This window comes from Neobacillus sp. MER 74 (assembly GCF_023714155.1).
On the sequence record NZ_JAMAUV010000002.1, the window covers coordinates 41,960 to 65,656 of the forward strand.

Genomic DNA, 23,697 nt, shown 5'->3' on the forward strand with positions numbered 1-23,697 from the left:
TATTGAAATGAGGGCTCACTTTTTGCTATTCCAGCTTATTTACGCTTCAACCATTTCTTCTGTTTCCTCTTCTTGCTGCTTTTTCAACCGTTTACGGTAAACAAATTTTGATAGATTAATGCTGATTTCATAAAGCAATAAAAGTGGTACGGTTACCACAAAATCAGACATAAAGTCTGGTGGCGTGATGACGATCGCGATAATAATAAGCACGAAGTAAGCATATTTACGAATTTTTGAAAGAACAAACGGATTGATAATACCCAGCGAAGTTAAAAACATAACAACAACTGGAAGTTCAAATAATACCCCGAATGGCAGCGTCATGTTTAAGATAAAACTAAAATATCTTTCGGCTGTGAAGTTTGTGACAAACATATCTTTACCTATGTTCACTAAAAAGTCTAACACCATAGGGAAAATGACAAAATATCCAAAGGCTAGTCCAATAATAAATAAGAAAAATAAAGCTGGAACATAGGAAAGGGTTATTCTTCTTTCATTCGGTTTCAATGCTGGTCTGACAAACAGCCAAATTTGTAAGGCGAGGACAGGAATGGTTCCTGCCACGGCAATTACGGTTGCCAGCATAAAATAGATCCACATAATATCACTAGGGCCGAGAACTAGTAATTTTTCATTTCCAACAAACCATTTATAGATATCATCAACATAAATAAAACCGACAATAAAAAAACCTACAAAGGCAAGTGCAGAAATAATAATCCGTTTGCGCAGTTCTTCTAAATGATCCACTAAATTTAATTCTCTATCATCCATGTACTTCCCCTGCCATTATCAAAAGATTAAAAAAGAGCACGTGCTTGTACTCTAGGTAAAACAACTTCAGTTATGATTATATACGAAATGTACCATGAACTTCCTTAGTCAAAAGGATATTTATAAAGAAGAAAAGGCGTAAGACGGAAATCTCACACCTTATTTAGTCAAGTTTTTCTTTTCTTCATCAATGTCGCTCATTACATCATCTGTGAGTTCACGAGTAGACTTTTTAAATTCCTTTAATGTTTGTCCGAAAGCACGTCCGATTTCTGGAAGTTTCTTAGGTCCGAAAATAATTAATGCAAGTGTTAAAATCAAAATCAATCCGGGTACTCCGATATTTGAAAACATGGATGTACAGCCCCTTTAATTGTTATATTATTGCTACTATGATTATATTACCTAAAATTCAATTTAGGTAAGTTATCATCAATAATTCATAGTAATTTCACAATATCAACTAAACATCATTGTAATATTTAGTATTTCTTATCACATTATAAATTACTACTGACAATTTAACAATTACAACTAGTGAAGTCAATCATTTATTTGTTATTTACACATTAGACTTTCGATTATATATTCTAAACTCATAATCATATGGATTTTTATCATCTCTTAGGCCTTTTTCAAGAGAAGCTAATTCCCATTCGCTTGAATCAAACTCAGGAAAAAATGTATCACCTGCAAATTTATCATGAATAAGCGTAATGTAGAGCCGGTCAGCAGCACTGAATGTCTCTTTGAATATTTCTGCTCCGCCAATCACAAAGATTTCATCGTTTTGCTTTTTGCAATACTTAACAAACTCCTCAACGGAGGTAAAAACCTTACAATCTTTACTGCGGTAATCAGCCTGGCGGGTGATTACAATATTCTCTCTGCCAGGAAGAACACGGCCAATGGATTCATGCGTTTTTCTTCCCATCGCAATTGGGTGGCCCATTGTAACCCGCTTAAAGAACTTTAAATCCTCGGGTAAATGCCAAGGAAGTTGATTATCTTTCCCAATCACTCTATTTTCGTCCATCGCGACAATAAAGGAAATCATACACTAACCACTCCTTTAATATGTGGATGTGGGTCATAGCCTTCAAGTGTAAAGTCTTCATACTCAAAAGAGTAGATATCTTTAACGGACGGATTTATTTTCAGGACAGGCAAAGCACGAGGCTCTCTCCCCATTTGTAACTTTACTTGTTCGAGATGATTTTGATAAATATGAACATCACCGAATGTATGGATAAATTCGCCTGGTTCTAGGTCACATACCTGTGCAATCATCATTGTTAGAAGCGCATAGGATGCAATGTTAAACGGAACGCCAAGAAAGACATCTGCTGACCTTTGGTACAGCTGACAGGACAATTTACCGTCTGCCACGTAAAATTGGAACATGCAGTGGCACGGTGGCAGCGCCATGTTGTCAATTTCCGCCACATTCCATGCATTTACCAGCAGTCTTCTGGAATTAGGATTTGTTTTGATTTGTTCGATGAGTTCGCTAATTTGATCAACAGTTTTACCGTCAGCCCCTGTCCATGACCGCCATTGGTGGCCATAGACCGGACCCAATTCACCGTTTTCATCGGCCCACTCATTCCAAATACGGACGCCATTCTCCTGTAAATATCCAACGTTGGTATCTCCGTTTAAAAACCAAAGTAGTTCATAGATAATTGATTTTAAATGCAGTTTTTTCGTAGTCATGAGCGGAAAGCCTTCCGCTAAATTAAATCTCATTTGGTAACCGAAGGTGCTAATCGTGCCCGTACCTGTTCGGTCGCCCTTTTCGTTTCCATTTTCAAGGACATGCTTACATAAATCTAAATATTGCTCCATCCCGGACAACTCCCTTATCGCACATATTTATCTATTTTAACAATCAAAGACTCATTAGTGAAGCGATAGCTGTTTCATAAATTGAAATGTTTTCGGTGCTTTCATTCGTAATAGTTCTTTTGAATCAGAATTTAAAAAGTACATTGCGAATGTTTCTGCAAAATATTCCTCTGGATATTGAAAATAGCTGTTTCCTGGAAATAATTGTTCATGTTCATTTTCCAACAAATTCATAAATTCTTTCGAACCACTAATTTCATTGAACACATAGTGATCGATGGAATGCGCCAGTTCATGTAATTCCAAATTTATCGAACCGTGGCCTTGTCCTTTATCACTCGCACCGATTTTAACTAATACCACTTTAGAACCACCAATTCCAGGGACATCATCCCAAGTTACATTATTGGTATACCCCCTAGGAATTTTCCCTTTCAGGTGACTTGCCGTTGGATTATCCGTAAGTTTTCCAGTAAATAATTTCATGCTGATTCCGTTATTAATTATTTTTTCTAATATAGAGTCAGGAATCGAGTCAATTCGGTTAATTATTTCTGCTGCTTCTTTTTGATCAAAACTTTGCTTAGGTAAGACAATAATTTGATCGAGGAGTGATAATGATTGATTGACTTTAAGTGATTGGTAGAGCAGTGAATTCGTAGAATAATCACCAAGCAAAACACCGGCACCAGAAGCCTGCGAAGTAGTGATTGATGATAGAAACAAACCAGCGATTAATACTGAAACGATAGTTTTTCGCACCCTATCATCCCCTTGTCATTCATAGATTACTTGAATTATAACATGGGAACACGAATGCGGTTTCAGAAAATTATATGGAATTACTGGATAAAAAAAGGGAAGAAGCTGCCATAACGGCAGCTTCTTCAAGTTACACTTCTAAACCATAATTTCGGCAAAGGGCTGCTAATCCACCAGCAAAACCACTGCCAATTGCGTTAAATTTCCAATCACCATTATGACGATAAAGTTCACAAAATACCACAGCTGTTTCGACGGAAAAGTCCTCGCCAAGATCAAAGCGCAATACCTCATTCTCCGTTTCTTCATCAACAAGACGGACAAAAGCGTTAGAAACTTGACCGAAATTCTGAAATCTTGCATCCGCATCATGAATGGTTACTGTAATGGCGATTCGCTGTATATGTGATGGAACTTTACTGAAGTCAATCTTGATCTGTTCATCATCGCCGTCACCTTCACCCGTACGATTATCTCCTGTATGTTCAACCGAACCTGAAGGGTGGACGAGTTGATTGTAAAAAATAAAGTCCGAATCGTTAACGACTCTGCCATTCGCATCAGCTAAAAACGCCGATGCATCCAAGTCAAAGTCATTTCCGCCATGATAACGATTCGTATCCCAGCCCAGACCACAAACTACTCTCGTTAAGCCTGGGTTTGTTTTTGTTAAATCAATTCTTTGCCCCTTTGACAAGTTAATACCCAAAAGGAATCACCTCAATTTGAACTTTTTACCTTACTTAACTAAAGGAACGAACGACTTCACTAAGGCTTGCTGCATTTGTACCACTGCCGATTGCTGCAAACTTCCATTCATTGCCGTGACGATAAATTTCTCCTGTCACAAGGCATGTTAAACCGCTGTAATCGTCTGTTAGGTTGTAGTGAAGTAACTCTTGATTATTTCCTGGATTTACGACCCTGATAAAAGCATTTTTAATCATTCCAAAATGCTGCTTTCTCTTAACACAGTCGTAAATATTTACAACGAAAACAAGTTTCTGAATATTGGCTGGTACACGGCTTAAATCGATCATTACCTGCTCGTCATCGCCGTCACCATCTCCTGTTAGATTATCTCCTGAGTGTTGTACGCTGCCATCATTGCTTCGCAAGTTTCCGAAGTAAACGACATCCTTGTTGTTTTGAAGCTTATCGTTTGCGCCCAGCATAATAACCGAGGCATCACAGTCCACATTAGCTGCACTGCCACCGCCAAACAAACCTCCGAATAAGCCGCCGCCACCGCCGCTTTGAACTGGATCCCATCCTAAACCGACCATGATTTTAGATAATCCCGGATTGCTTTTTGTTAAATCCACACGCTGACCTTTTTGTAAATTGATAGCCAATTTAATCACTCCTATTAAAAATTTTTATATTATGATTGTTTCAATTTTTTAAAGTTATCTTGCAGCTGCTCTAAACGTTTGGTGCCTTCAGCCCGCATTCGTTTATTTTCTTCTTCAATAGCCTTGGTTTCCTGCATACCCTTTATGATAATGTTCCACGATTCTTCAATCGTCTCAATTTTAATACTTGGACCACCAGCTAATCTCGCAATATCGGTACTTTGCTGCGAAATGTTCTGCGCATTCTTAAGAAGCATTTCGTTTGTCCTGCGGTCTAATTCACTCATCGAATCAGCCACTAGCTTTTGTCTTTTTGCTGCCATCGCTTGAATTAACCCATTCTTAAAAATCGGAATGGTCGTGACAAATGCCGAATTAATTTTCCCAATCAGTTTCGTATTTCCTCTTTGTAAAAGACGAATCTGAGGAGCAGTTTGCAGAGCAACCATTTTTGCCATTTCCAGATCATAGATGCGCTGTTCCAATAACTCAATCACATTTTTGAGCGAGTCCAATTGCATGGAAGCCATCTGATCACCAGCAGCTGTCCGGGCTTCAAGCTGTGGAAGTTGATTATTCTTTAATTCCTCTACTTTTATTTCACCCGCAACAATATATTTTTCAAGGGTCAAATAGTATTGATAGTTTTGCTCATACATTTGTTCGAGCATATTGGTTGAATCAACCATTTCATGCTGATATTTTGATATTTCTATGTATACCTTGTCAATTTCTGAGCCCATGGTTTGGTACTTGCCAAACAGCTTTTCGACCATCTTTTCACCCTTTTTAAAGAGCTTTCCGAAAAGTCCGCCTGACGTCTTTTGAAAGTCCTTTGCATCAAACTTATCCATGATTCGGCCCAGTTGCTTAAGTAGCTCCCCTGAGTCCTCTACTTTCGTTGTCCGCATATTATTTAGGATCTGGTCAGAAAATCGGGAAATTTGTACAGCAGGTTCCTTCCCAAACTCTAGCACTTGAATCTGGTCACGTTCATCAATGGTACGGGCCAAATTTTGAATTTCTGGTTCTTTCCGAAGTGCAAGTTTAATGTCAGAGACTTTTGTTTCTGTGAGGATGTCATCTGCACCTGCTGGCGTTAAGCCGCTTGATGGATTAGGCGTAAGATTCACTTATTAATCTCCCCTTAAATTTTTTAAGATTCCTTGGAAAAGCCCTTTTTTGAAAATGGACGGTTCCTTAAACTCCATTTCAAAAACAACATCTTCGAGCCAATGCTTATCAAATAACCGTTCGTCAAGAAAATTTTCAATATCATTATGGCCTGGAGGATTATATAGGATGATATCGATCCCAAATTGATTTAAAAGTAAAAGCAGTGCTGCATCGGATCTTGTCAGCATACCGGCTAATTCATTATTGAAAATGATTAACTTCGGTACATGTTGAGAGTAGTCAAATTTCTCAATCAACTGAATAATCGGTTTAGGCATAAACAAGGCCTGCGTAAATAAATACATTTTTACGTCTTCTATCGTTTCCGTTGGCAGGGGCTTTAAACCTGGTTTATCACATATTCTTCTCACCGCGTTAGCAATTCCCTTTTGTAAGCCGGTTGATAGGAACGAGTAAGGCCAATAATGTGACTTCATCATGATTTCAGGATTAATAAAGCCATCCTTTCCGTGAGCATTTCGATAATGAAAGCGAAAATCACTTGTGCTTTCCATCGTGATCGGCAAGCGTCGAATCAGTAAACTATGATCTAATTCACTCAGTGATTGCAAACGGTCCCAGTACTCTTTACGATTCTTACTCACACCCTGAACCTTTGCAAAGATGGAAGGAATTTTAACTTGTCCGTTCCCTACCTCAAAATCAGGCCGAATCATAGCTATTTCTTTGCCAAGGATAAAAAGTTCATCATACGTGGTTTTTAACGTAATCGAAGATGGTGTGTAATCCCTTAATTGCCATGGCTTGTAAAGGCCAGAACCCTCTTGGTTTAAAATGGTCTCAATTTCTTTAGAGGCTCGGTAAGCAACCGTTGCTTTACGCGTGCGCTTTGCCTTAGGGAATGGTTCTGCAGGGATCCGATTAGGGTATCCATGAGAGAATATCGGCTCATTCATCATCCCTTCTAAGATATCCTTACCTTCTGGGTGGAAAATGACCAGATCACAGCCTAGCTTTATTAAATAATATAAAAAATATTGATGACTTTTCTTAAAATCGCCATACCACAAAAATTTTGGCATTTCTTTTTGTGGATCGCACTTTTCCAAAACTGGCTCTAAATGATTGATAGACCATTTCACAAGATCAACCAGGACCCGCCTTAAATCATGGTTAACTAACCCGTCTTTTTCACTCTTAGCGAACATCTCTAATGTTGCAATCATCGCTTCGCGCAGTTTCCGATGTATAACTGGGTTCCTTGATTTCAACAATAGCTGTTCCCCTTCAAGAAAAGCGGTAAATCGGTTGATGGACAGCTTTTGTTCTCGATGGATATTGATGACCTTTTGAATGGATTGAAAGTGATGGTTATTAATCGTTTTATCCAGTGATTCTTCACTTAATAAATGCAAATCCCATTCCGGATTATTCACATAATCAAAGAGCTCGTTATAATAGTGGTCCTGGTCGATAGGTATTCCAAGGAACTTCCCAATTACTTGCCCAATGTGAATAGTGCCATTTTCTAATGAATAATTTGGCCGCTCTGGCAATGATTTCTTCAGCAAAGCCTGCCAATTTTCATATGAAAGGGCGACAGGTTGGGCCTTTAACTGATTATATGATGGATTCATTCATAATCCCTTCCCTCTAGAAGCGAAAGCTTTTTTTTCAAGCGTTTAGAAAATTATGTAAGGTTTCCATAACATCATATCACAGTTATTTAATTGGTTCATTTGTTTATACGAAACTCCTTAAAAAATGTTTCATACAACATGTATTTCCCTAATTCTTCACCTTTTTCCTTGTCCTTACATACTATTGAGTACTCACACTAAAGTAGGTGACTCAAATGCGTTTTTTATATAAGCGGCCGCGGATGGAGCAGATACAAGAGGAATTGGATACCGTTATGGATGTAATGGTTTCAGATGTTTTTGTTTATCTAGATTTATTTGTTTTCAGTTTCATCTTTACGTTTCTACTATCTCCAATATTGCAATCATTAGCCTTGTCAGTCCTATTCTGCTTAGGAACGTATAGTTTATTTTCCTGTGTTTATTTTTTCGTTATTACCCGAAAAGAGAAAAAAATTAAACTGTAAGACGAAGCAGTTGTAGAAATTGTAGGATAATCTCCTCCCCTGCACCGATCCCCTTATTTTTTGTCAGAGTATAATCATTGGTGCCTGACACCCTTGCCAGTTCCCCGTGGGCCGGGACAAAACGATAGTGGCAGTTTTTCAGAAAGTCCCAATCTAGTATGGAGTCCCCCGCACCAGCAATTACTTTCATTCCTTCTCGTTTTGAGATATATTCAAGTGCGTCCCCTTTGTTAATTGCTCGAGGGATAAGGTAGAGTTTTCTCCCTTGTAAGGATATTCTCCAACCATTTAGAACTGCCACTTCATGAATTACTTGGAGATCAGAAGCAGGTGGAAGACTGTTTAAGACGAAATAGAAAAATAAATTCTCCGCCTGCTTCATTTGCCCATCAAATTGGAATCCTTCCTTTTTTAGCTTAGCAAGCAGTTCATTTTGAGGAACTGATTCCTCCGTCATACGGTCGATAATATGCGCTGACCAATCTTTCAACAACAAACCCTGATAAATGATATTAGCCCCATTTGAAGTGATTGCATACTTAATTGGAATGTCATCTTTAAAAATGTGAAAACGGTTAAATTGTTCCGTTGTCCTTGTGGTAACAGGAATAAATAAACTATTTATGGCTAACTCTTTCAATGCTGAATAGGATGATTCGGTCATATAGGCAACCCAGTTATCCTCTTTTCTTTCAACTGGTTTAAGGACGACCGGATCACCGTTACCCAGATCCTCGATCGCCCGTTGCGAATAAACTATAGTACGGTCTAGGTCAGATGCAAAAATCATGGGTTACTCACCTTAACCGATTTTATTAAGCCGCAGCATAAATACTTTAAATTTGGATATGGTACGACTTCTACTTTCTTTTCTTCTGCGAGCATCAGAATATGTTTGACGAATGGACTTGAAGGATCCCGCATCAGAATTTTCCAAGGAACCCTGCGAAGTAATACGCGCGTGGTTTCTCCAACACCTGGTTTAATAAAATGAGGGCTTTCAATTCCAAATTCAGTTTGAATTCGTTTGACGTCCTCCATCCCTAGGAATCCCGTTTCTATTCTTTCGTCAACCATGTTTCGAGCGACTCCAGCCGCTTCCTCCGAAATGCTTTTAAATTCCCTACTAATCAAATCAATATATTCATTGGAAACATCGATGGAAATCAATTCCTGGTAATACTTCGCTCCATGGAAATCATCCTTGCTTATATATTGATCATTTAAAACGGTTCTGCTTACCAACCCAGATACGGTTGAGTTAAGACAAGCACTTGGGATTAAAAAATCTTCCCTTGTTCCAAACAATGTCGTGCAGTAGCCGGGGTCGGCAATGACTGCCAATGTGTCATCCAGTGAGACCCCATATTTTTTTTTGAACTCGTGACAAGCTTTTGTCAATTCTTTCGAAATGGCCCCCTTACCCGTCCACCCATCAACAAACTGAATTTCAGCATTAGGATGTTGAGTTAAAATGTACTTTAAGGCATTTTCATCGATCCCTCTATCACGAATGATAGATATACTATAATGTGGCACTGAAACATGGTAGTTCATGTGTATATATCTTTTTATCAAAATTCCAACCGGTGTTCCTGCACGTGCAAGGGACACGAGCACGGTCTTATCACCTTTCGATTGATAGATTCGTTCGGACACAATCCCAATGCATAAGGCCACTTTTTGCTTATACTCCTTGAGAGTGGACCAGAATAATTCCACATAGGCATTTGGCGGCTGGTACTCGATTGGTAACGATTCACTGTAGTGAACACCTGATTGAACCTTCATTTCACGATTCTCTGTGGTATCCTCTAGGGAAATCTCACTTAAATCCTTTAATAGAAATTGAACGTCCTCCACTTTATAACTTCCAATACTTGCTGGTTTATTGGTTGTGCTTTTCATCTTGTTCCCCTCGATTATTAGAAAAATAGACAAGCTTAATCATCTTTATTTGTAATTTTTCCAGTTCCTTCAGGAGCGGCTGTAAACTCTCTAATTCTACTTTTCTTTCCATAAAGATAAATAGTTCATCGTAGAATCCTGGTGGGATGTTGTAAACAAAGTGTGTAATCGATAGGTCTTCCGGATTTGGAAAAGATTCACCGAACCTTGCCCCATAACCCACTTTGTTTTCGATGAAGATAGGGCTGCGGGTGGTCGATTGATAAAAAACCCCATTGCCCATGAGAGATGCGAGTTTCATGGGAAGATACATAAACTCTCCCGTTCCTAAGCAAAGAGTCTTATTCCCCGATCTTTTTTGATTCAATTTCGCCGCAGCTAGAGAGGCTATATGGTGAAGATTATTATTTTCTGAACTACTCAGACCAAATCGACCTGTTTCGTGAATAAATGCTGATTGATTCATTGGATTATCCACGGATAATGTTGTTTTCGAAAAAAAAGAAGATATATCAACCCATTCTACGGTTGCCATAGCATACTCTTTCCTTTCGGTGATTGGCGAGTGGTTTGCTATTTCTCGCATCTGCTTCACCTGTACCGTACCCGTTATCAAACTTACGACATTAATTTTTATACCAAGTTCCTGTTGAAACTGTTGAAAATTTTTTCGATCTTGTTCTGAACGCCAATCCAAAATGGAAACGATCGTATAAACACGTCTCGGGAATTTATCATGAATGGATTTAATAATATTTAAGGCCGTTTTACCAGTGGTCACTTCATCATCAACAAGGATTATTTCTCGTTCATTTTGAATCATCTCTAACGGAATATAGCAGCGGTGGGATGTTGCATGAGAATGCTCTTCTTCAAAGGTAATTTCCGGTCTCAACTGCTTGATTTCTTCCCGAGTGGTATGGAAATATTCGGCGTTTTGAAAACAATCAAAGAAAGCATGCCCCAGCGCTGTGGCCGTTTCAGCAAAGCCAATCACTACTGGACTAACATGTGTAGGAATAAACGCACTACTCTTGTATAATTCTTCTCTATTAAATGAGGTTAATAGTTTCTCCGTTTCTACATATTTAATTCCCTGAACCATTTCTAAATATCTGGCACCTAGGAGGGCAGCAGTCAACAGCCCTTTATGGGGATTTATCGGGATATGTTTACCAAGCACCTTACTTACGAAAAGGAACGAACGCTTCTTATTTATCCTTGCCGCCATGGTGAATAACTCTTGGATGGATAACTCATACGGATTTTTAGTCACTTCTATCTCGGTTTCAATCGATTCTAAAATATTATACGTATATTTCTTTTTTAATAAGGTCGATGGTTGTGAATTCTTCATGCAGCACCCCGTATAACTTTGATTTTAAGATGGTTTTCTTAGCCCAATAATAGTGAGGTTTAATCTCATTCATTTTATTTTCAAAATTACTTTTCATTACACCAATTTCCCCTGTTGCTGCTGCAATGATATTGCTGGCATCAATGAATTCTTCGTAGGAAACCACATTAAGGGCTTGAACGACTTTGATATGTGTAGGATGGATGATCGTTTTTCCAGTTAGCCCGTTTGCGATATCCATGAGGATTTCCTGAATTAATCCATCCATATGATCATCAATTAACTTCGCCCGCCATTTCAGCCCTTCATCGCCATACCTTTCACGAAAAGGGGTTTGCCTTAACTGTGGCTTGAGCATTCTTTTTTTTGAAGAAAAATACTCCCAGACAGGACCAGAAACAACGTAAGGACTGTCAAAACGTTGAAAGACATTGATTATGTCAGAAATGCAATCTCTCAAAACAGCAATATCATACACCGTTGTATCTGCACTTCGGCGTATTCCATATAATCCACAAAAATCGGTCGCCCCAATCCGGACATTTAGAATATTTTCCTTGAAGCGATCAAGCAGGTTTTTTATACTTATTAATTCTTCCATTCTTGATTCTTTTTGGATGACCTTAGCTGTCTCCAAAACCGGCATAGCATAAAATGGATGCTGCTTAGTATGAATTCGACTTACCTCTAATAATAGTTCTTCACCTGTTTCGGCGCTGAATTTTGGAAGCACTACCCCTGTTAGAAGATGAATGGCATCAGTTAATTGAGCGGTTACCCTTTTAAACTGCTCGAGATTTCGAATTCTAATAAACATTAGTGGGAGATCCCTATAGCTTAGAAATCCCTTATTTATTTCTGCATGTAACATTACCAATTCATGGATGAGCATTGTCTCTGCATCCATTACCTCGTGATCCCCTACGGCATCTTCCAAGTCGATGACAAGAGAAGTTAATCCTTCATGCTTTTTAGATAATATTTCTTGATGAATATTAGGGCGTGTTGCTGGCATATAAAGAGTAGCTCCCAAACCATAGGATAGGAGTTCGAGGTTAGAATATTTAGTAAATGTCTGAGGTTTTTGATAGAAGAAGCGTTTAATTTCATCCTCGTAAAAGTATGTAAAAAATTCCATAACCAATTTCTCCTCTTTTAAAGCTAAAAAATAGAGGAGACGGACTCTCGTCAGCTCCCCTTTTTAATCAATAGTTTATGATTGGTTTTGTTTACTGGCTTCTTTCTTTTTATTCATGAAGTGAACAATAAAGGTAGCGCCAAATGTTATAGCGAGAATGATAAAGAAATGTAATGATTCAATATGAATGTTAAATAACGGTAAAGTTAATGCCATCTTAATAGAAATAATCAGGATTAAGATATAAGCAGTGGTTTCAAGTTCTGGAATTCTGTCAATTAAGGTAAGGAATACACCAGCGACACCTCGCATCATTAACACACCGAGGATACCACCTACAAACAGAATCCAAACTTGGTTGCTGACCCCAAATGCAGCAAGAACGCTATCGACGGAGAAAGCAATATCCATTAATTCAACAGCTGCTACGGTTCCCCAGAAAGTACCAAATAAACGGATTAGTAAGCCACCTTGATTAATTCCTTCTGCTTCCTCTTCATCATGACCAGTATCGCCTTTTCGCTTATCGATGAAATACTTAATCGCTAACCAAGCAAGATACGCTGCCCCAAGAGCTTTGATGACCCAAAACTTGATTAAGTATACTCCAATTCCAATTGCGATAAATCGGAATATATATGCTCCTAATAAACCGTAAAACAAAGCTTTTTTCCGCTTTTGAGGCTCCAAGTGTTTCACCATTACGGCTAAAACAAGAGCATTATCTGCAGAAAGCAAACCTTCTAAAATAATAAGTGTTCCAATAAGTCCCCAGCTGACCGGATCTACTAATATCTTACCCCACATATCTAAATCAAAAAATTGTGCATATGTGTCCAAGATATGATTAATAACTGACATTTAGAATAATTCCTCCCAAGTTGTTAAAAAGTTTTTGTAAAAAGACCCAGTATGAAACTGGATCTTTTCACAACTAATAATTAACCAATTTGTAAGCCGAAGTCTGTAGCAAGTGCTGCTAATCCGCCTTGATAACCGCTGCCGATGGCACTGAACTTCCATTCACCATTGTGGCGATATAATTCACCGACAACAATGGCTGTTTCAATCGAGAAGTCCTCACCTAAATCATAACGAATCAATTCTTCCCCATTAGCTTCATTATAGATACGGGCATAGGCATTTGAAACCTGTCCAAAGTTTTGGTTTCTGCTATCGGCATCATGAATTGTAATAGTAAAAGCAATGCGTTGAATATTAGCAGGAATCGATGTAAGATTTACTTTTACACCCTCGTCATCACCATCGCCAGCGCCTGTTCGATTATCACCAGTATGTACTACAGCACCATTTGCCCCTTGAGGATTATTATAGAAAATAAAGTCAGTTTCATTCGTTACTTTCCCATTTTCCCCCAATAAGAAAACGGAAGAATCTAGGTCAAAATCATTGCCGCCATCATATTTGTTCGTGTCCCAACCTAGTCCAACGACCACATTTGTTAATCCTGGATTGGTTTTTGTTAAATCAACTTTTTGACCTTTTGATAAACTTACTGCCATTTTTCATTCCTCCAATTTAAGTAATAGTCTATTTACGAGTTTGTCATAAAAAGGTTTCAATTATTATAATAAATTTTTTTTGTGCTTATTAGCAAATCACTTAACTCATCCATTTGGGTGGTGTATTTTTAGCCCAATAAATGGCGCCCAATTCATGGTGGTTCTGAAAATCATCGTGATAGGTGTGATAATGAAAATTAAACCAATAGCCTTCTTGTGGCGGATTATCCCGTCTCACATGGAAACGAAGGACATCTTTACCAGTACCTTGATTTTTAATATTAAATATTTTCTCCGATTGGCCTGCTCCGGGTTGTTCTGTAATAGTGAGATTTTTTAAATCTTCTTCAGGAAATTGAATGGCCATTTCCTCAAGCGCACTTTCGATATTCGGTAAAATAATTTCTTTGAATTCATTTTCGATGACAGGTTTTATTTTGGTACCAAATTTCTGATAAGACTGGATTTCTGCTTGTTTCATTAGATCTTCTATAAATTTGTCTCTATTAAACTCGGATTCTTCCTCAAAATTGTTCAGTTGTCCATATGCATTTTCTGCTGACGGCGATTCAAACGCATCAAGATCGATGAAATTACCTGCTTTTATATGGTCCATTAATTGTGTTGGTGTAACAAGTCCAAATGTTAAAACGGATACTAGTACAAATAACGTTTTACGGACCCAATTATTCATTATTAATCACCTTATTCTTTATCAATTTTCTATTATTATTTCAAATTAGTTACTATAAAAATATTATACTGCTTTTTTCATATAATTGGAAAAATTTCCGTCTTCAACACACAAAAAAAAGAGGATGTCGGCTGACATCCTAATTAATAATTAACAATGGGCTTCGAATGCCCCAAGTAAATTATGCATTACTGATTCCATCGGCATTCCTTCAATATCATGTCTTGGAATAAAATGAACAACTTGTTTATCTTTTAATAATGCCATTGAAGGAGATGATGGTTCAATTCCTTCAAAATACTCACGCATTTTTGCGGTTGCTTCTTTATCCTGTCCAGCAAACACGGTTACGATATGATTCGGTTTTTTCTCGCTATTTAGGACAGCTTGAGTTGCCGCAGGACGAGCCAACCCAGCCGCACAACCGCATACGGAATTTACGACTACAAGGGTTGTACCACTCACATTTTCCATAAATTGTTCTACCTCTTGTGCTGTTGAGAGCTCTTCAAAACCAGCTCTTGTTAATTCTTCACGCATTGGTAAAACCATTTGTTTCATATATTCTTCATATGCATTTGACAATTTTAATCACTCCGTTTCGGTTCATCCACTTTAGAATACCTAATCTACTGCTTATTTGCAATTTTATTCAACGCTCTTCCTGGCTTCCGTCATCTGCTTCCAAACAGAACCCTTTGCTTCTGAGCCGCCTTCTATTCTTTCGATTGCCATTTTTATTTGCAAACTGACTTCAAACTCCGAATCATTTTCGGCAGCTTTTAATGCTGGAAGTGCTTTTGCATCGCCTGCTTCATATAAAAACATAGCTGCCCGCCAGCGGACAAGCTTGCTTCTATCCTGTAATGCCTGCATCATTTCGTCTGTGGCTTCCGAAAAGCCTAAATCTGATAGACAATCACCTGCCGTCCTGCGAACAGTCACCGTTTTATCTTTCAGTGCCTTATATAGTAACGGCAGTACTTTCTTTTCCTTGATCATACCGAGGTAAACGGTTGCTAACCTTCGGATCGAAGCCTTTTCGTCGGATAATGCTTTTTCAAGGACAGGTAAATCCTCTAATTCAGGGTCATCCATTTGTTCCAGAACCTGATAGCGAATTTGCCAATCCGGATGATTTAACTCTTCTACCGATACTTTTTTGCGTTTTTTACTATATTTTTGTTCCGGCTTAGGATCCGTGGATTGAGCTTTTGCAACCAATTCTTCAAGCCGTACCTCAGGATAGGCGGCAATAAGTTCGTCCACCACTTCCTGGCCGATCTGATCAAAATCTCCATAGCGGACGCCTTGATTTTGCCACTTTCTAAGTAAAAGATAATGGTCATCAGGCAGCTGTGCCCGTTCTCTAGCGTTTAAAAAGTATTCCGGCATGCCAAACCGCTTTTCAGTTGTGCCGTCCGTCAGCTTTACTTGGATGGGTATATCTTTAAACAGTTGGATTTCAACTTTGATCTCACCAAAATGTTCGTTGATCTGATTGGTTCGTTTAATTTCCTCAGCTTTTTCTCCAAATGCTTGGCGTACTTGCGGCAATAATTCCTTCCAATCATATTTCGCATTTCGTTCAATGGCAAGGAAATCTGCTACATGATAAACACCTTTTATACCATCAATTTGAAGGATGGCTTGAATCCTAGCTGGTGCATCGGCAGCAGTTTCTTTTTTATAATTATGGCTTTTCCCCATGGGAAGTTCTTCATCTAGTATGATTTTCATTGTATTTGGACTTGGCGTTGGTTCAATCGCCTTAATTCTCAACACGACCACCTCATTCCTTTTCCGCAAGTTCGGCCAAGTATGACCAGCGCTCAATTAAATGCTCGAGTTTCTCGTTCAATTCAGTTTCTTGCTTCATTAAATCTTGTGCCTTGGTAAAATCACTGCCTGTCTTTGCCATTTCAGAAGCTATTTCTTCCAAGCGGGCTTCGGTTGTCTCGATGTCTTCATCAATGGATTCCCATTCTTTTTTCTCTGAATAGGTCATTCTTTTCTTTTTTTCTTTTTCGATTGTTTTTGTTGGCTTAGCGGTAACAGTGACTGTTTTTTGTGCCTCTAATGCCGCTTCCTTTTCAAGATACTCTGTATAATTTCCATAGAAGGATTCAATTGTCCCTTCTCCTTGTAAAACGAGAAGCTGCTCAGCTACCTTATCTAAGAAATAGCGGTCGTGGGAAACTGTAATCACCACTCCTGGAAAATCCTCTAAATAATCTTCGAGAACGGTCAGTGTCTGTGTATCAAGATCATTTGTAGGTTCGTCCAATAGAAGCACATTTGGTGCTGTCATTAGTATTTTCAATAAGTACAAACGTCGTTTTTCTCCACCCGATAACTTGCGGATTGGTGTTCCGTGCGTAAATGGCGGAAACAAAAAGCGTTCGAGCATTTGGGCCGCTGAGATTGTTTTCCCATCCGATGTGTTTACCACTTCGGCGGTCTCCTTAATGTATTCAATCATCCGCTTATTTTCATCCATGTCTTCGCTTTCCTGGGTATAATAAGCAATTTTCACGGTCTGCCCCATGATGAATTCCCCTTCATCAAGCGGGATTTGTTTGGCAAGAACATTTAACAGTGTTGATTTACCTGTCCCATTTTTCCCGATAATACCTATTCGATCCCCAGGCTTCACAAGCAAATCAAAGTGATGTAAGATCGTTTTTGGTCCAAATCGCTTGGATGCATCCTTCAATTCGAAAACCTGTTTGCCTAATCGGCTGCCATTTAAAGTGATATCAAGTTTCTCAGCGGTTGGCTTTCCACTTGAAACCTTATCATCGAGCTCTTCGAATCGTTGAATTCTGGCCTTTTGTTTTGTTGTTCTTGCTTTTGCACCGCGCCTGATCCACTCAAGTTCTCTTCTGAAAAGATTTTTTCTTTTTTCAAAAGTCGCAGCTTCATTCTCTTCACGAATCGCTTTTGCCTCAAGAAAGGCCGCATAATTGCCTTTATAACTATATATTTGCCCGCCATCTAATTCAAACATTCGATTGGCCACTCGGTCCAGAAAGTAACGGTCATGTGTGACAAGCAAAATCGACCCGCTATATCTGCTTAAGTACTCTTCCAGCCACTTCACTGAATCAAAATCTAGATGGTTGGTTGGTTCATCTAAAATAAGTAAATCTGGTTCAGCAATCAAAACTTGTGCTAATGCGACACGCTTCTTCTGACCACCGGACATCTCACCAATTCTTTTTGTAAAATCTTCTATTCCTAATTTCATTAATATTGATTTGGCATTCGTGCTCGCATCCCAGGCATTTAGTGCATCCATCTGCTTTTGCAAACGAAAAAGGTCTTCTTGCACTTTTGTGTCATTTGGTGAAGCGGAAAGGTCCAATAAAGTTTTTTCATAGGAGCGCATCAGTTTTAAGATGGGTGCTTCCCCAGCAAAGACTTGTTCAAGGACGGTTTTATCCCCATCTAATTCCGGTTGCTGGTTTAAAAATGTGATTGAATAATCTTTGCTCGTGATGAGTTTGCCTTCGTCCGGTGTATCTAGTCCCGCAATAATTTTTAAAAGTGATGATTTACCGGTCCCATTGACCCCGATTAAACCGACGCGTTCTTTTTCCCCAATTGTAAAGGAAATAGAATTAAAGAGTTGTTTTTCCCCATATGTTTTTGAAACATTTTCAACTGTGAGCATTTTCATCCTTGTCCATCCCATTCTTGGTAAAATTGTCCTAAAAATGTGACCATCATTTGTTGACGACTTTCTGCCATTTTTCGTGCCGTATCTGTATTTAGTAAGTCTTTCAATTTAAGCAGTTTTTCGTAAAAATGATGAACACTTGTTGATTTCCCTTTTCGATACTCTTCTACCGTCATTTCATTTCTTACTGAAATGCTCGGGTCATAGATGGATTGCCCTTTTTTGCCGCCGTAGGCAAACACCCTAGCAATCCCAATGGCTCCAATCGCATCTAAACGGTCAGCATCCTGAACAATTTTTGCTTCAACCGTGGACAGTGTTGTCGTTTGTCCACCCTTAAAGGAAATCGTTGCGATAATTTGTTTTATATGTCTTTTATCATTATCTGTCAGCGGTAAGGTTTGCAAAAAGGATTCCAGTTTTTCTTCCCCTTTTTCACAGCTTTCATTAAGCTTTTCATCTGATATGTCATGGAGGAGGGCCGCCATTTCAATAATGAACGGATTTCCTGCCGTTTCTTCCTTGCAAATATGTAGGGCATTTCTTCGAACACGGTCCACATGAAACCAATCATGGCCAGTAGCATCTTCCCCTAATTCATTGCGGACATAATTTTCTGTTTGTTCTATCATTTGGTTTTGCATTTTCTCGAACACCCACTTTCACCCTTGCTATTTTATCATGAAAAACCAATAAAAAATAACCCCGAAGAATCGGGATTATTTTTTATTTGCTTGACGTCCACTTTTTTTCTGACTTTGCGATTTGGTATTACCAATCTGAAATTCACTGCCGAGTTCAATATCATTTCGTTTGTCTTGTTTTTCAATTTGCTCTCTTGTTTGATTCGCATTTTGTCTACCCTGCTTACTAATTGTGCATCTTCCTCTCATTTAAAATTAAATGCAAAATTAGTATGCTCCGTTCAAGAAAAAGTTATTTCAACCCATTGTGCCAGCTAATCCCCAGCGTATTTTCACCTGCATGTACACCGATTACCGCTCCTAAGGGGCAATGTACTATCTCTAATTCAGGGAATTCCCTTTTGATTTCATTTTCCCAATTGGAAGCCTGTTCCTCATGTAATCCATATAAAATATATACTTCTTTAAAGTGATGCTGCTCGTAGGATGATCGTAAATAATCCAATATTTTCTCTTTCGCCTTTTTCTCGCTTCTTGCTTTTTCTTTTACATTTAGTGCTCCGTCTACGATGGATATGATTGGTTTAACATTAAGCATACTGCCAAGAAAGAATTTCAAGCCTGACATTCTGCCACTTCGGTGGAGTTGTTCTAAACTGCCTACAAGCACATATGTCTCGTTTGTTTTCTTAATTGTTTCAAGTTGATTGAGTACCGATTCAAGACTAGCACCAGCTTCTAGTAAGGCTATTCCCTTTTTAAGCAAGGCCGTCATCGGATAAGTAAGAATGTTAGAATCTAACGTGGTAACCGGAATATCTACCAATTTTGCTGCCTGCTCACTTGAAGATACCGTACCACTTAACTTTCCAGATAAAAGTACGGCCACCACTTGATCATAATCCGCTGACAATTTTTCGTATAGTGCCTGAAATGCCCCAATAGAAGGCTGTGATGTTTTTGGAGGATTTTTAAGCTGCTTTAAGCGATCAAATAATTGGGCAGATGTTAAGTCAATCCCATCTGAATATTCCTCTCCATCAAGTAAAATTGTTAAAGGTATTGTATATAAATCCGGATGATTTCTTAATTCATCGTCTAAATAGGCAGTGCTATCTGTAACCCATGCCGTTTTGACCAACGTCATCTCCCCTTTTTAATCATTTTAAATTAGTATGTAAATTAATCGTACATAAAAATTAGAATATTGTAAATATTATAGGAACAATAACAAAACCAGCTTCCAATATAAAAAGCTGGTTTTGGATTTTCAACTAATTTCCTCGTTTAGTCTCTTTAGCGTTGTGATAATAAACTCCGTCATTTCGACTAAGTCCTCAATTTGGTCTTCATGAATCAGTCTGTCAAATTCAATCGTTATTATAAGAGAATGAGCTGGGTCAATACTTAACGGGTCATAAAGAACACTTTGATTTATTATTCTGGTCGGTCCCCAAATATCCGTTAAAAGAGCTTTTATTGCGGTATAGTCAATGTCCAATTCATTCTCTTTGGCTGCAATAAATTTCAGACTTAACATACATCCTGCCTGCTCCTCTGATTGTATAGATGGTAAAAGCTCTGCTGCTAAATTAACAAGACCTGATTTCAGTTCAATTGTTGCTTTTACCTTTTTTTCGGGTAATCGAAATGTCATGTCAAATCTTCGCGACATTTTAGCCATATTAATGGAATCGTTTCGATCGGTAATAACGATTTCTCCACTAATATCCAGATCATAAAGAGCCCCTTCAATCACTACTTTCATATTATCAAATGCGGTTGGATCAAACATAAACTTTCGACTCTCCTCTTAAAATAACCCGATTGCATTCCCGTTTTCATCGACATCCATATTTAAAGCTGCAGGTTTTTTTGGCAAACCTGGCATCGTCATGACATCTCCTGTTAAGGCAACAATAAATCCGGCCCCAATTGAAGGTTTAAATTCCCTGACTGTCACACTGAAATCCGATGGCCTGCCTAACTTTGATGGATCATCAGATAAAGAATACTGAGATTTCGCCATACAAACGGCCAAATGGGACCAGCCAAACTTTTCAAAATCAATTAACTGTTTTTTTGCTTTTGATGAAAATTCAACATCGCTTCCGCCATAAACTTTTTGAACAATCGTTCGAACTTTTTTCTCGATCGGATCAGATAAGTCATATAGCGGTTTAAAATTATTTTTTTCCTTGTCCATGACAGCTAAAAGCGTATTAGCTAAATCAATCCCGCCTGCTCCACCTTTTTCCCACACTTCAGTTAAGGCAACAGGAACATTTTCCCTTTTACACCACTCAAGTAATGTTTCTACCTCCTGCTTGGTATCCGTGATGAATTTGTTAGCGGCCACAACAACTGGTAATCCAAAGCTCTGAATGGTCTCAATGTGTTTCTTTAGGTTCGCAAAGCCCAGCGTTAATGATGGAATATTTTCATTTGCTAACTCGCTCTTCGCTACACCACCATGCATTTTCAAGGCACGAATCGTTGCAACAATAACAACAGCTTCCGGTTTAATACCCGCACTTCTCGATTTTATATGTAAAAATTTCTCTGCGCCTAAATCAGCACCAAACCCTGCTTCTGTAATAACATAATCCGCTAATTTCGCTGCTGTGGTTGTAGCAATTACACTGTTACATCCATGGGCGATATTAGCAAATGGACCGCCATGAATTAGTGCTGGCGTGTGTTCAATTGTTTGTACAAGGTTGGGTTTAACCGCATCTTTCAACAATAATGTTAATGCACCTTCAACCCCTAGGTCTCCAACAGTCACCGGATTCTTATCAAAATTATAAGCAACCACCATCCGTGATAACCGTAACTTTAAATCTTTTAAGTCTGCAGCTAAACATAGAACCGCCATAATTTCTGATGCGACCGTAATATCAAAACCATCTTCCCGCGGCACTCCTTGAAGAGGACCGCCAAGTCCGATGATTACTTTTCTTAAGGCTCTGTCATTTAAATCAACCGCCCGTTTCCAGACAATTCTACGTTGATCAATGTTAAGTTCGTTACCTTGTTGGAGATGATTGTCGATTAATGCTGCGAGGGCATTGTTTGCAGTCGTTATCGCATGAAGATCTCCAGTAAAGTGTAAATTGATATCTTCCATTGGCAGTACTTGTGAGTACCCACCACCAGTCGCACCGCCTTTAATACCCATTGTAGGACCTAGGGAAGGCTCTCTTATGGCAATCATTGTTTTTTTACCAATCTTATTAAAAGCATCGGCTAGCCCAACCGTCACGGTCGACTTTCCTTCGCCAGCCGGTGTTGGATTAATAGAAGTGACAAGGATGATTTTCCCACTTTCCTTTGTACTCAGTTTAGCAAGAGCTTCGTTAGAAATTTTGGCCTTATATTTACCAAAGAGCTCTAAATCATCCGCTTCTAGACCAATTTTTTCGGCAATTTCAACAATCGGTCTCATCTTTGAGTCTTGTGCAATTTCAATGTCTGATTTCACTATTGTATTTAATACCACCTTTATCCCCCGCATTCAGCATTAGAATTGACCTACGGTTTCATTGTATCAAAAAAGCGCTTTCAATCCGATTGCCAATTATGAACAAATTATTATCTTTTCTGAAATTACAATAATGTTTATAATATTATTATTAAATATTTTAAATATTCATTGACATTTTGTCGTATATAGTAGTTATATTAATGGATGTAGTATGAAGTAAAACACCTGAAATTAAACCAGAAAAAGGGGATGGTCACTTGCCAATTAACATTCCAAAACTTCTCCCAGCAAGGGAAATTCTTGAAACAGAAAATATCTTCATCATGGACAATGAACGTGCAATTGCTCAGGATATCCGACCGTTAAATATACTTATTCTGAATTTAATGCCTGAAAAAGAAAGAGCAGAAACACAGCTTTTACGATTATTAGGAAACTCACCCTTACAGGTAAATGTAAACTTTTTAAAAACGAATTCTTATGAATCCACCCATACGAGTAAACAGCATCTCGAACAATTTTACACGACCTTTTCACAAGTGAAGAACCTGAAATTTGACGGGATGATTATTACTGGTGCCCCGGTGGAGCTGTTAGAATTTGATCAAGTGAAATATTGGTCAGAGTTAACAGAAATAATGGATTGGGCCAATGAAAATGTCACTTCGACGCTACATATTTGTTGGGGAGCCCAAGCTGCACTGCATTATCATTACGGAATTGGGAAATTTGAATTACAAAGAAAATGCTCCGGCATTTATGCCCACCGGATTTTTGAACAAAATGATATTTTGCTGCGTGGTTTTGATGATCAGTTTTACGCGCCACATTCTCGTTATACAGATGTTTCGATTGAAGCAATTAAAAAGAATTCACAATTAAAATTATTAGCTGCTTCCGATGATGCAGGAGCCCTATTAATTGCTTCGCAAGACAGAAAGCATGTGATGATTACCGGACATTTAGAATATGAATCAGATTCTCTTGCCCAGGAGTACGAAAGGGATGTGAAGAAGGGGCTTGAAATCCATATTCCCGAAAACTACTTCCCAAATAATGATCCAACGCAACCTCCTATAAATCGCTGGCGGTCCCATGGCCACTTATTCTTTTCAAACTGGCTCAATTATTATGTCTACCAAGAAACTCCTTTTTTTTGGGGTTAATAGAAAGCATCGGAAATTAAACCTCCGATGCTTTTTTTAGTTTATTTTTTGTAAAAATAGAAAGAATATAGAAAAAGTAAGAGCACCAAAAAATAGCTAAAAGGGAGAG

The 23,697-nt window shown here is 38.5% G+C and carries 25 protein-coding genes; 2 read left to right on the plus strand and 23 right to left on the minus strand.

All coding sequences use genetic code 11. The annotated features are described in order from the left end of the window. Window positions 1-39: 39 nt before the first annotated feature. From tatC to M3610_RS04465, 9 genes are all read right to left on the minus strand, one after another. Window positions 40-780, minus strand: a complete 741-nt coding sequence (gene tatC / locus M3610_RS04425) for a twin-arginine translocase subunit TatC (protein WP_251456836.1) — start codon at window positions 778-780, stop codon at window positions 40-42. A gap of 159 nt (window positions 781-939) precedes the next feature. Next, complete coding sequence (locus M3610_RS04430; RefSeq protein WP_098571956.1) at window positions 940-1,134, minus strand: twin-arginine translocase TatA/TatE family subunit; 195 nt, start codon at window positions 1,132-1,134, stop codon at window positions 940-942. Between the two features lie 208 nt (window positions 1,135-1,342). Further along, the gene (locus M3610_RS04435; RefSeq protein WP_251456838.1) at window positions 1,343-1,837 is read right to left on the minus strand and encodes a dihydrofolate reductase; all 495 of its coding nucleotides are present in this window, start codon (window positions 1,835-1,837) and stop codon (window positions 1,343-1,345) included. Further along, window positions 1,834-2,628, minus strand: a complete 795-nt coding sequence (locus tag M3610_RS04440) for a thymidylate synthase (protein ID WP_251456840.1) — start codon at window positions 2,626-2,628, stop codon at window positions 1,834-1,836. The genes M3610_RS04435 and M3610_RS04440 overlap by 4 nt, the downstream gene beginning before the upstream one ends. Before the next feature lie 54 nt (window positions 2,629-2,682). Then, complete coding sequence (locus tag M3610_RS04445; protein WP_251456842.1) at window positions 2,683-3,390, minus strand: anthrax toxin lethal factor-related metalloendopeptidase; 708 nt, start codon at window positions 3,388-3,390, stop codon at window positions 2,683-2,685. A 130-nt stretch (window positions 3,391-3,520) separates the two neighbouring features. After that, entirely contained in the window at window positions 3,521-4,099 is a 579-nt protein-coding gene (locus M3610_RS04450; protein ID WP_251456844.1) for a TerD family protein, read from the minus strand. A gap of 34 nt (window positions 4,100-4,133) precedes the next feature. Then, the gene (locus M3610_RS04455) at window positions 4,134-4,745 is read right to left on the minus strand and encodes a TerD family protein (protein WP_251456846.1); all 612 of its coding nucleotides are present in this window, start codon (window positions 4,743-4,745) and stop codon (window positions 4,134-4,136) included. A 29-nt stretch (window positions 4,746-4,774) separates the two neighbouring features. Continuing rightward, window positions 4,775-5,878, minus strand: coding sequence for a toxic anion resistance protein (locus tag M3610_RS04460; RefSeq protein ID WP_251456848.1), 1,104 nt, complete (start codon window positions 5,876-5,878; stop codon window positions 4,775-4,777). A 3-nt stretch (window positions 5,879-5,881) separates the two neighbouring features. Next, complete coding sequence (locus tag M3610_RS04465; RefSeq protein ID WP_251456850.1) at window positions 5,882-7,519, minus strand: YceG family protein; 1,638 nt, start codon at window positions 7,517-7,519, stop codon at window positions 5,882-5,884. Between the two features lie 218 nt (window positions 7,520-7,737). On the opposite strand from M3610_RS04465, the gene M3610_RS04470 reads away from it, so the two are divergent. Then, window positions 7,738-7,989 carry a hypothetical protein gene (locus tag M3610_RS04470; RefSeq protein ID WP_098571948.1) on the plus strand — a complete coding sequence of 84 codons (252 nt, stop codon included), beginning with the start codon at window positions 7,738-7,740 and terminating at the stop codon, window positions 7,987-7,989. Here M3610_RS04470 and M3610_RS04475 read toward each other — a convergent pair. The 14 genes from M3610_RS04475 to M3610_RS04540 all read right to left on the minus strand — a co-directional run bounded on the left by M3610_RS04475 (window position 7,979) and on the right by M3610_RS04540 (window position 22,437). Then, the gene (locus M3610_RS04475) at window positions 7,979-8,779 is read right to left on the minus strand and encodes a hypothetical protein (RefSeq protein WP_251456852.1); all 801 of its coding nucleotides are present in this window, start codon (window positions 8,777-8,779) and stop codon (window positions 7,979-7,981) included. The genes M3610_RS04470 and M3610_RS04475 overlap by 11 nt on opposite strands. Next, complete coding sequence (locus M3610_RS04480; protein WP_251456854.1) at window positions 8,776-9,897, minus strand: cysteine protease StiP family protein; 1,122 nt, start codon at window positions 9,895-9,897, stop codon at window positions 8,776-8,778. Before M3610_RS04480 ends, M3610_RS04475 begins: the two co-directional genes overlap by 4 nt. After that, a complete protein-coding gene (locus M3610_RS04485) occupies window positions 9,878-11,254 on the minus strand; it encodes a phosphoribosyltransferase family protein (protein WP_251456855.1) in 1,377 nt (458 codons plus the stop codon). Before M3610_RS04485 ends, M3610_RS04480 begins: the two co-directional genes overlap by 20 nt. Next, a complete protein-coding gene (locus tag M3610_RS04490) occupies window positions 11,205-12,392 on the minus strand; it encodes an HpcH/HpaI aldolase/citrate lyase family protein (protein ID WP_251456856.1) in 1,188 nt (395 codons plus the stop codon). Before M3610_RS04490 ends, M3610_RS04485 begins: the two co-directional genes overlap by 50 nt. Before the next feature lie 75 nt (window positions 12,393-12,467). Continuing rightward, window positions 12,468-13,253, minus strand: a complete 786-nt coding sequence (locus tag M3610_RS04495; RefSeq protein WP_251456857.1) for a TerC family protein — start codon at window positions 13,251-13,253, stop codon at window positions 12,468-12,470. Window positions 13,254-13,333: 80 nt separating this feature from the next. After that, on the minus strand, window positions 13,334-13,915 hold the full coding sequence (locus M3610_RS04500; RefSeq protein WP_251456858.1) for a TerD family protein: 582 nt from the start codon (window positions 13,913-13,915) through the stop codon (window positions 13,334-13,336). A gap of 100 nt (window positions 13,916-14,015) precedes the next feature. Then, window positions 14,016-14,609: a YpjP family protein gene (locus M3610_RS04505; RefSeq protein WP_251456859.1), complete on the minus strand. Its 594-nt coding sequence runs from the start codon at window positions 14,607-14,609 to the stop codon at window positions 14,016-14,018. Between the two features lie 150 nt (window positions 14,610-14,759). Then, a complete protein-coding gene (locus M3610_RS04510) occupies window positions 14,760-15,194 on the minus strand; it encodes a BrxA/BrxB family bacilliredoxin (protein ID WP_098571941.1) in 435 nt (144 codons plus the stop codon). Between the two features lie 63 nt (window positions 15,195-15,257). Then, window positions 15,258-16,391 carry a conserved virulence factor C family protein gene (locus M3610_RS04515; RefSeq protein WP_251457599.1) on the minus strand — a complete coding sequence of 378 codons (1,134 nt, stop codon included), beginning with the start codon at window positions 16,389-16,391 and terminating at the stop codon, window positions 15,258-15,260. 10 nt (window positions 16,392-16,401) lie between these two features. Next, on the minus strand, window positions 16,402-18,291 hold the full coding sequence (locus tag M3610_RS04520; RefSeq protein ID WP_251456860.1) for an ABC-F family ATP-binding cassette domain-containing protein: 1,890 nt from the start codon (window positions 18,289-18,291) through the stop codon (window positions 16,402-16,404). Next, window positions 18,288-18,935 carry an HD domain-containing protein gene (locus M3610_RS04525; protein ID WP_251456862.1) on the minus strand — a complete coding sequence of 216 codons (648 nt, stop codon included), beginning with the start codon at window positions 18,933-18,935 and terminating at the stop codon, window positions 18,288-18,290. Before M3610_RS04525 ends, M3610_RS04520 begins: the two co-directional genes overlap by 4 nt. A 292-nt stretch (window positions 18,936-19,227) precedes the next feature. Then, window positions 19,228-20,076 (minus strand): DegV family protein, encoded by an 849-nt coding sequence (locus tag M3610_RS04530; RefSeq protein WP_251456864.1) that lies wholly within the window; start codon window positions 20,074-20,076, stop codon window positions 19,228-19,230. Window positions 20,077-20,205: 129 nt separating this feature from the next. Further along, on the minus strand, window positions 20,206-20,730 hold the full coding sequence (locus tag M3610_RS04535) for a hypothetical protein (protein WP_251456866.1): 525 nt from the start codon (window positions 20,728-20,730) through the stop codon (window positions 20,206-20,208). A gap of 18 nt (window positions 20,731-20,748) precedes the next feature. Then, window positions 20,749-22,437, minus strand: a complete 1,689-nt coding sequence (locus tag M3610_RS04540; protein WP_251456868.1) for a formate--tetrahydrofolate ligase — start codon at window positions 22,435-22,437, stop codon at window positions 20,749-20,751. 242 nt (window positions 22,438-22,679) lie between these two features. On the opposite strand from M3610_RS04540, the gene metA reads away from it, so the two are divergent. Next, window positions 22,680-23,588 carry a homoserine O-acetyltransferase MetA gene (gene metA / locus M3610_RS04545; RefSeq protein WP_251456870.1) on the plus strand — a complete coding sequence of 303 codons (909 nt, stop codon included), beginning with the start codon at window positions 22,680-22,682 and terminating at the stop codon, window positions 23,586-23,588. The last annotated feature ends 109 nt before the right edge of the window (window positions 23,589-23,697 follow it).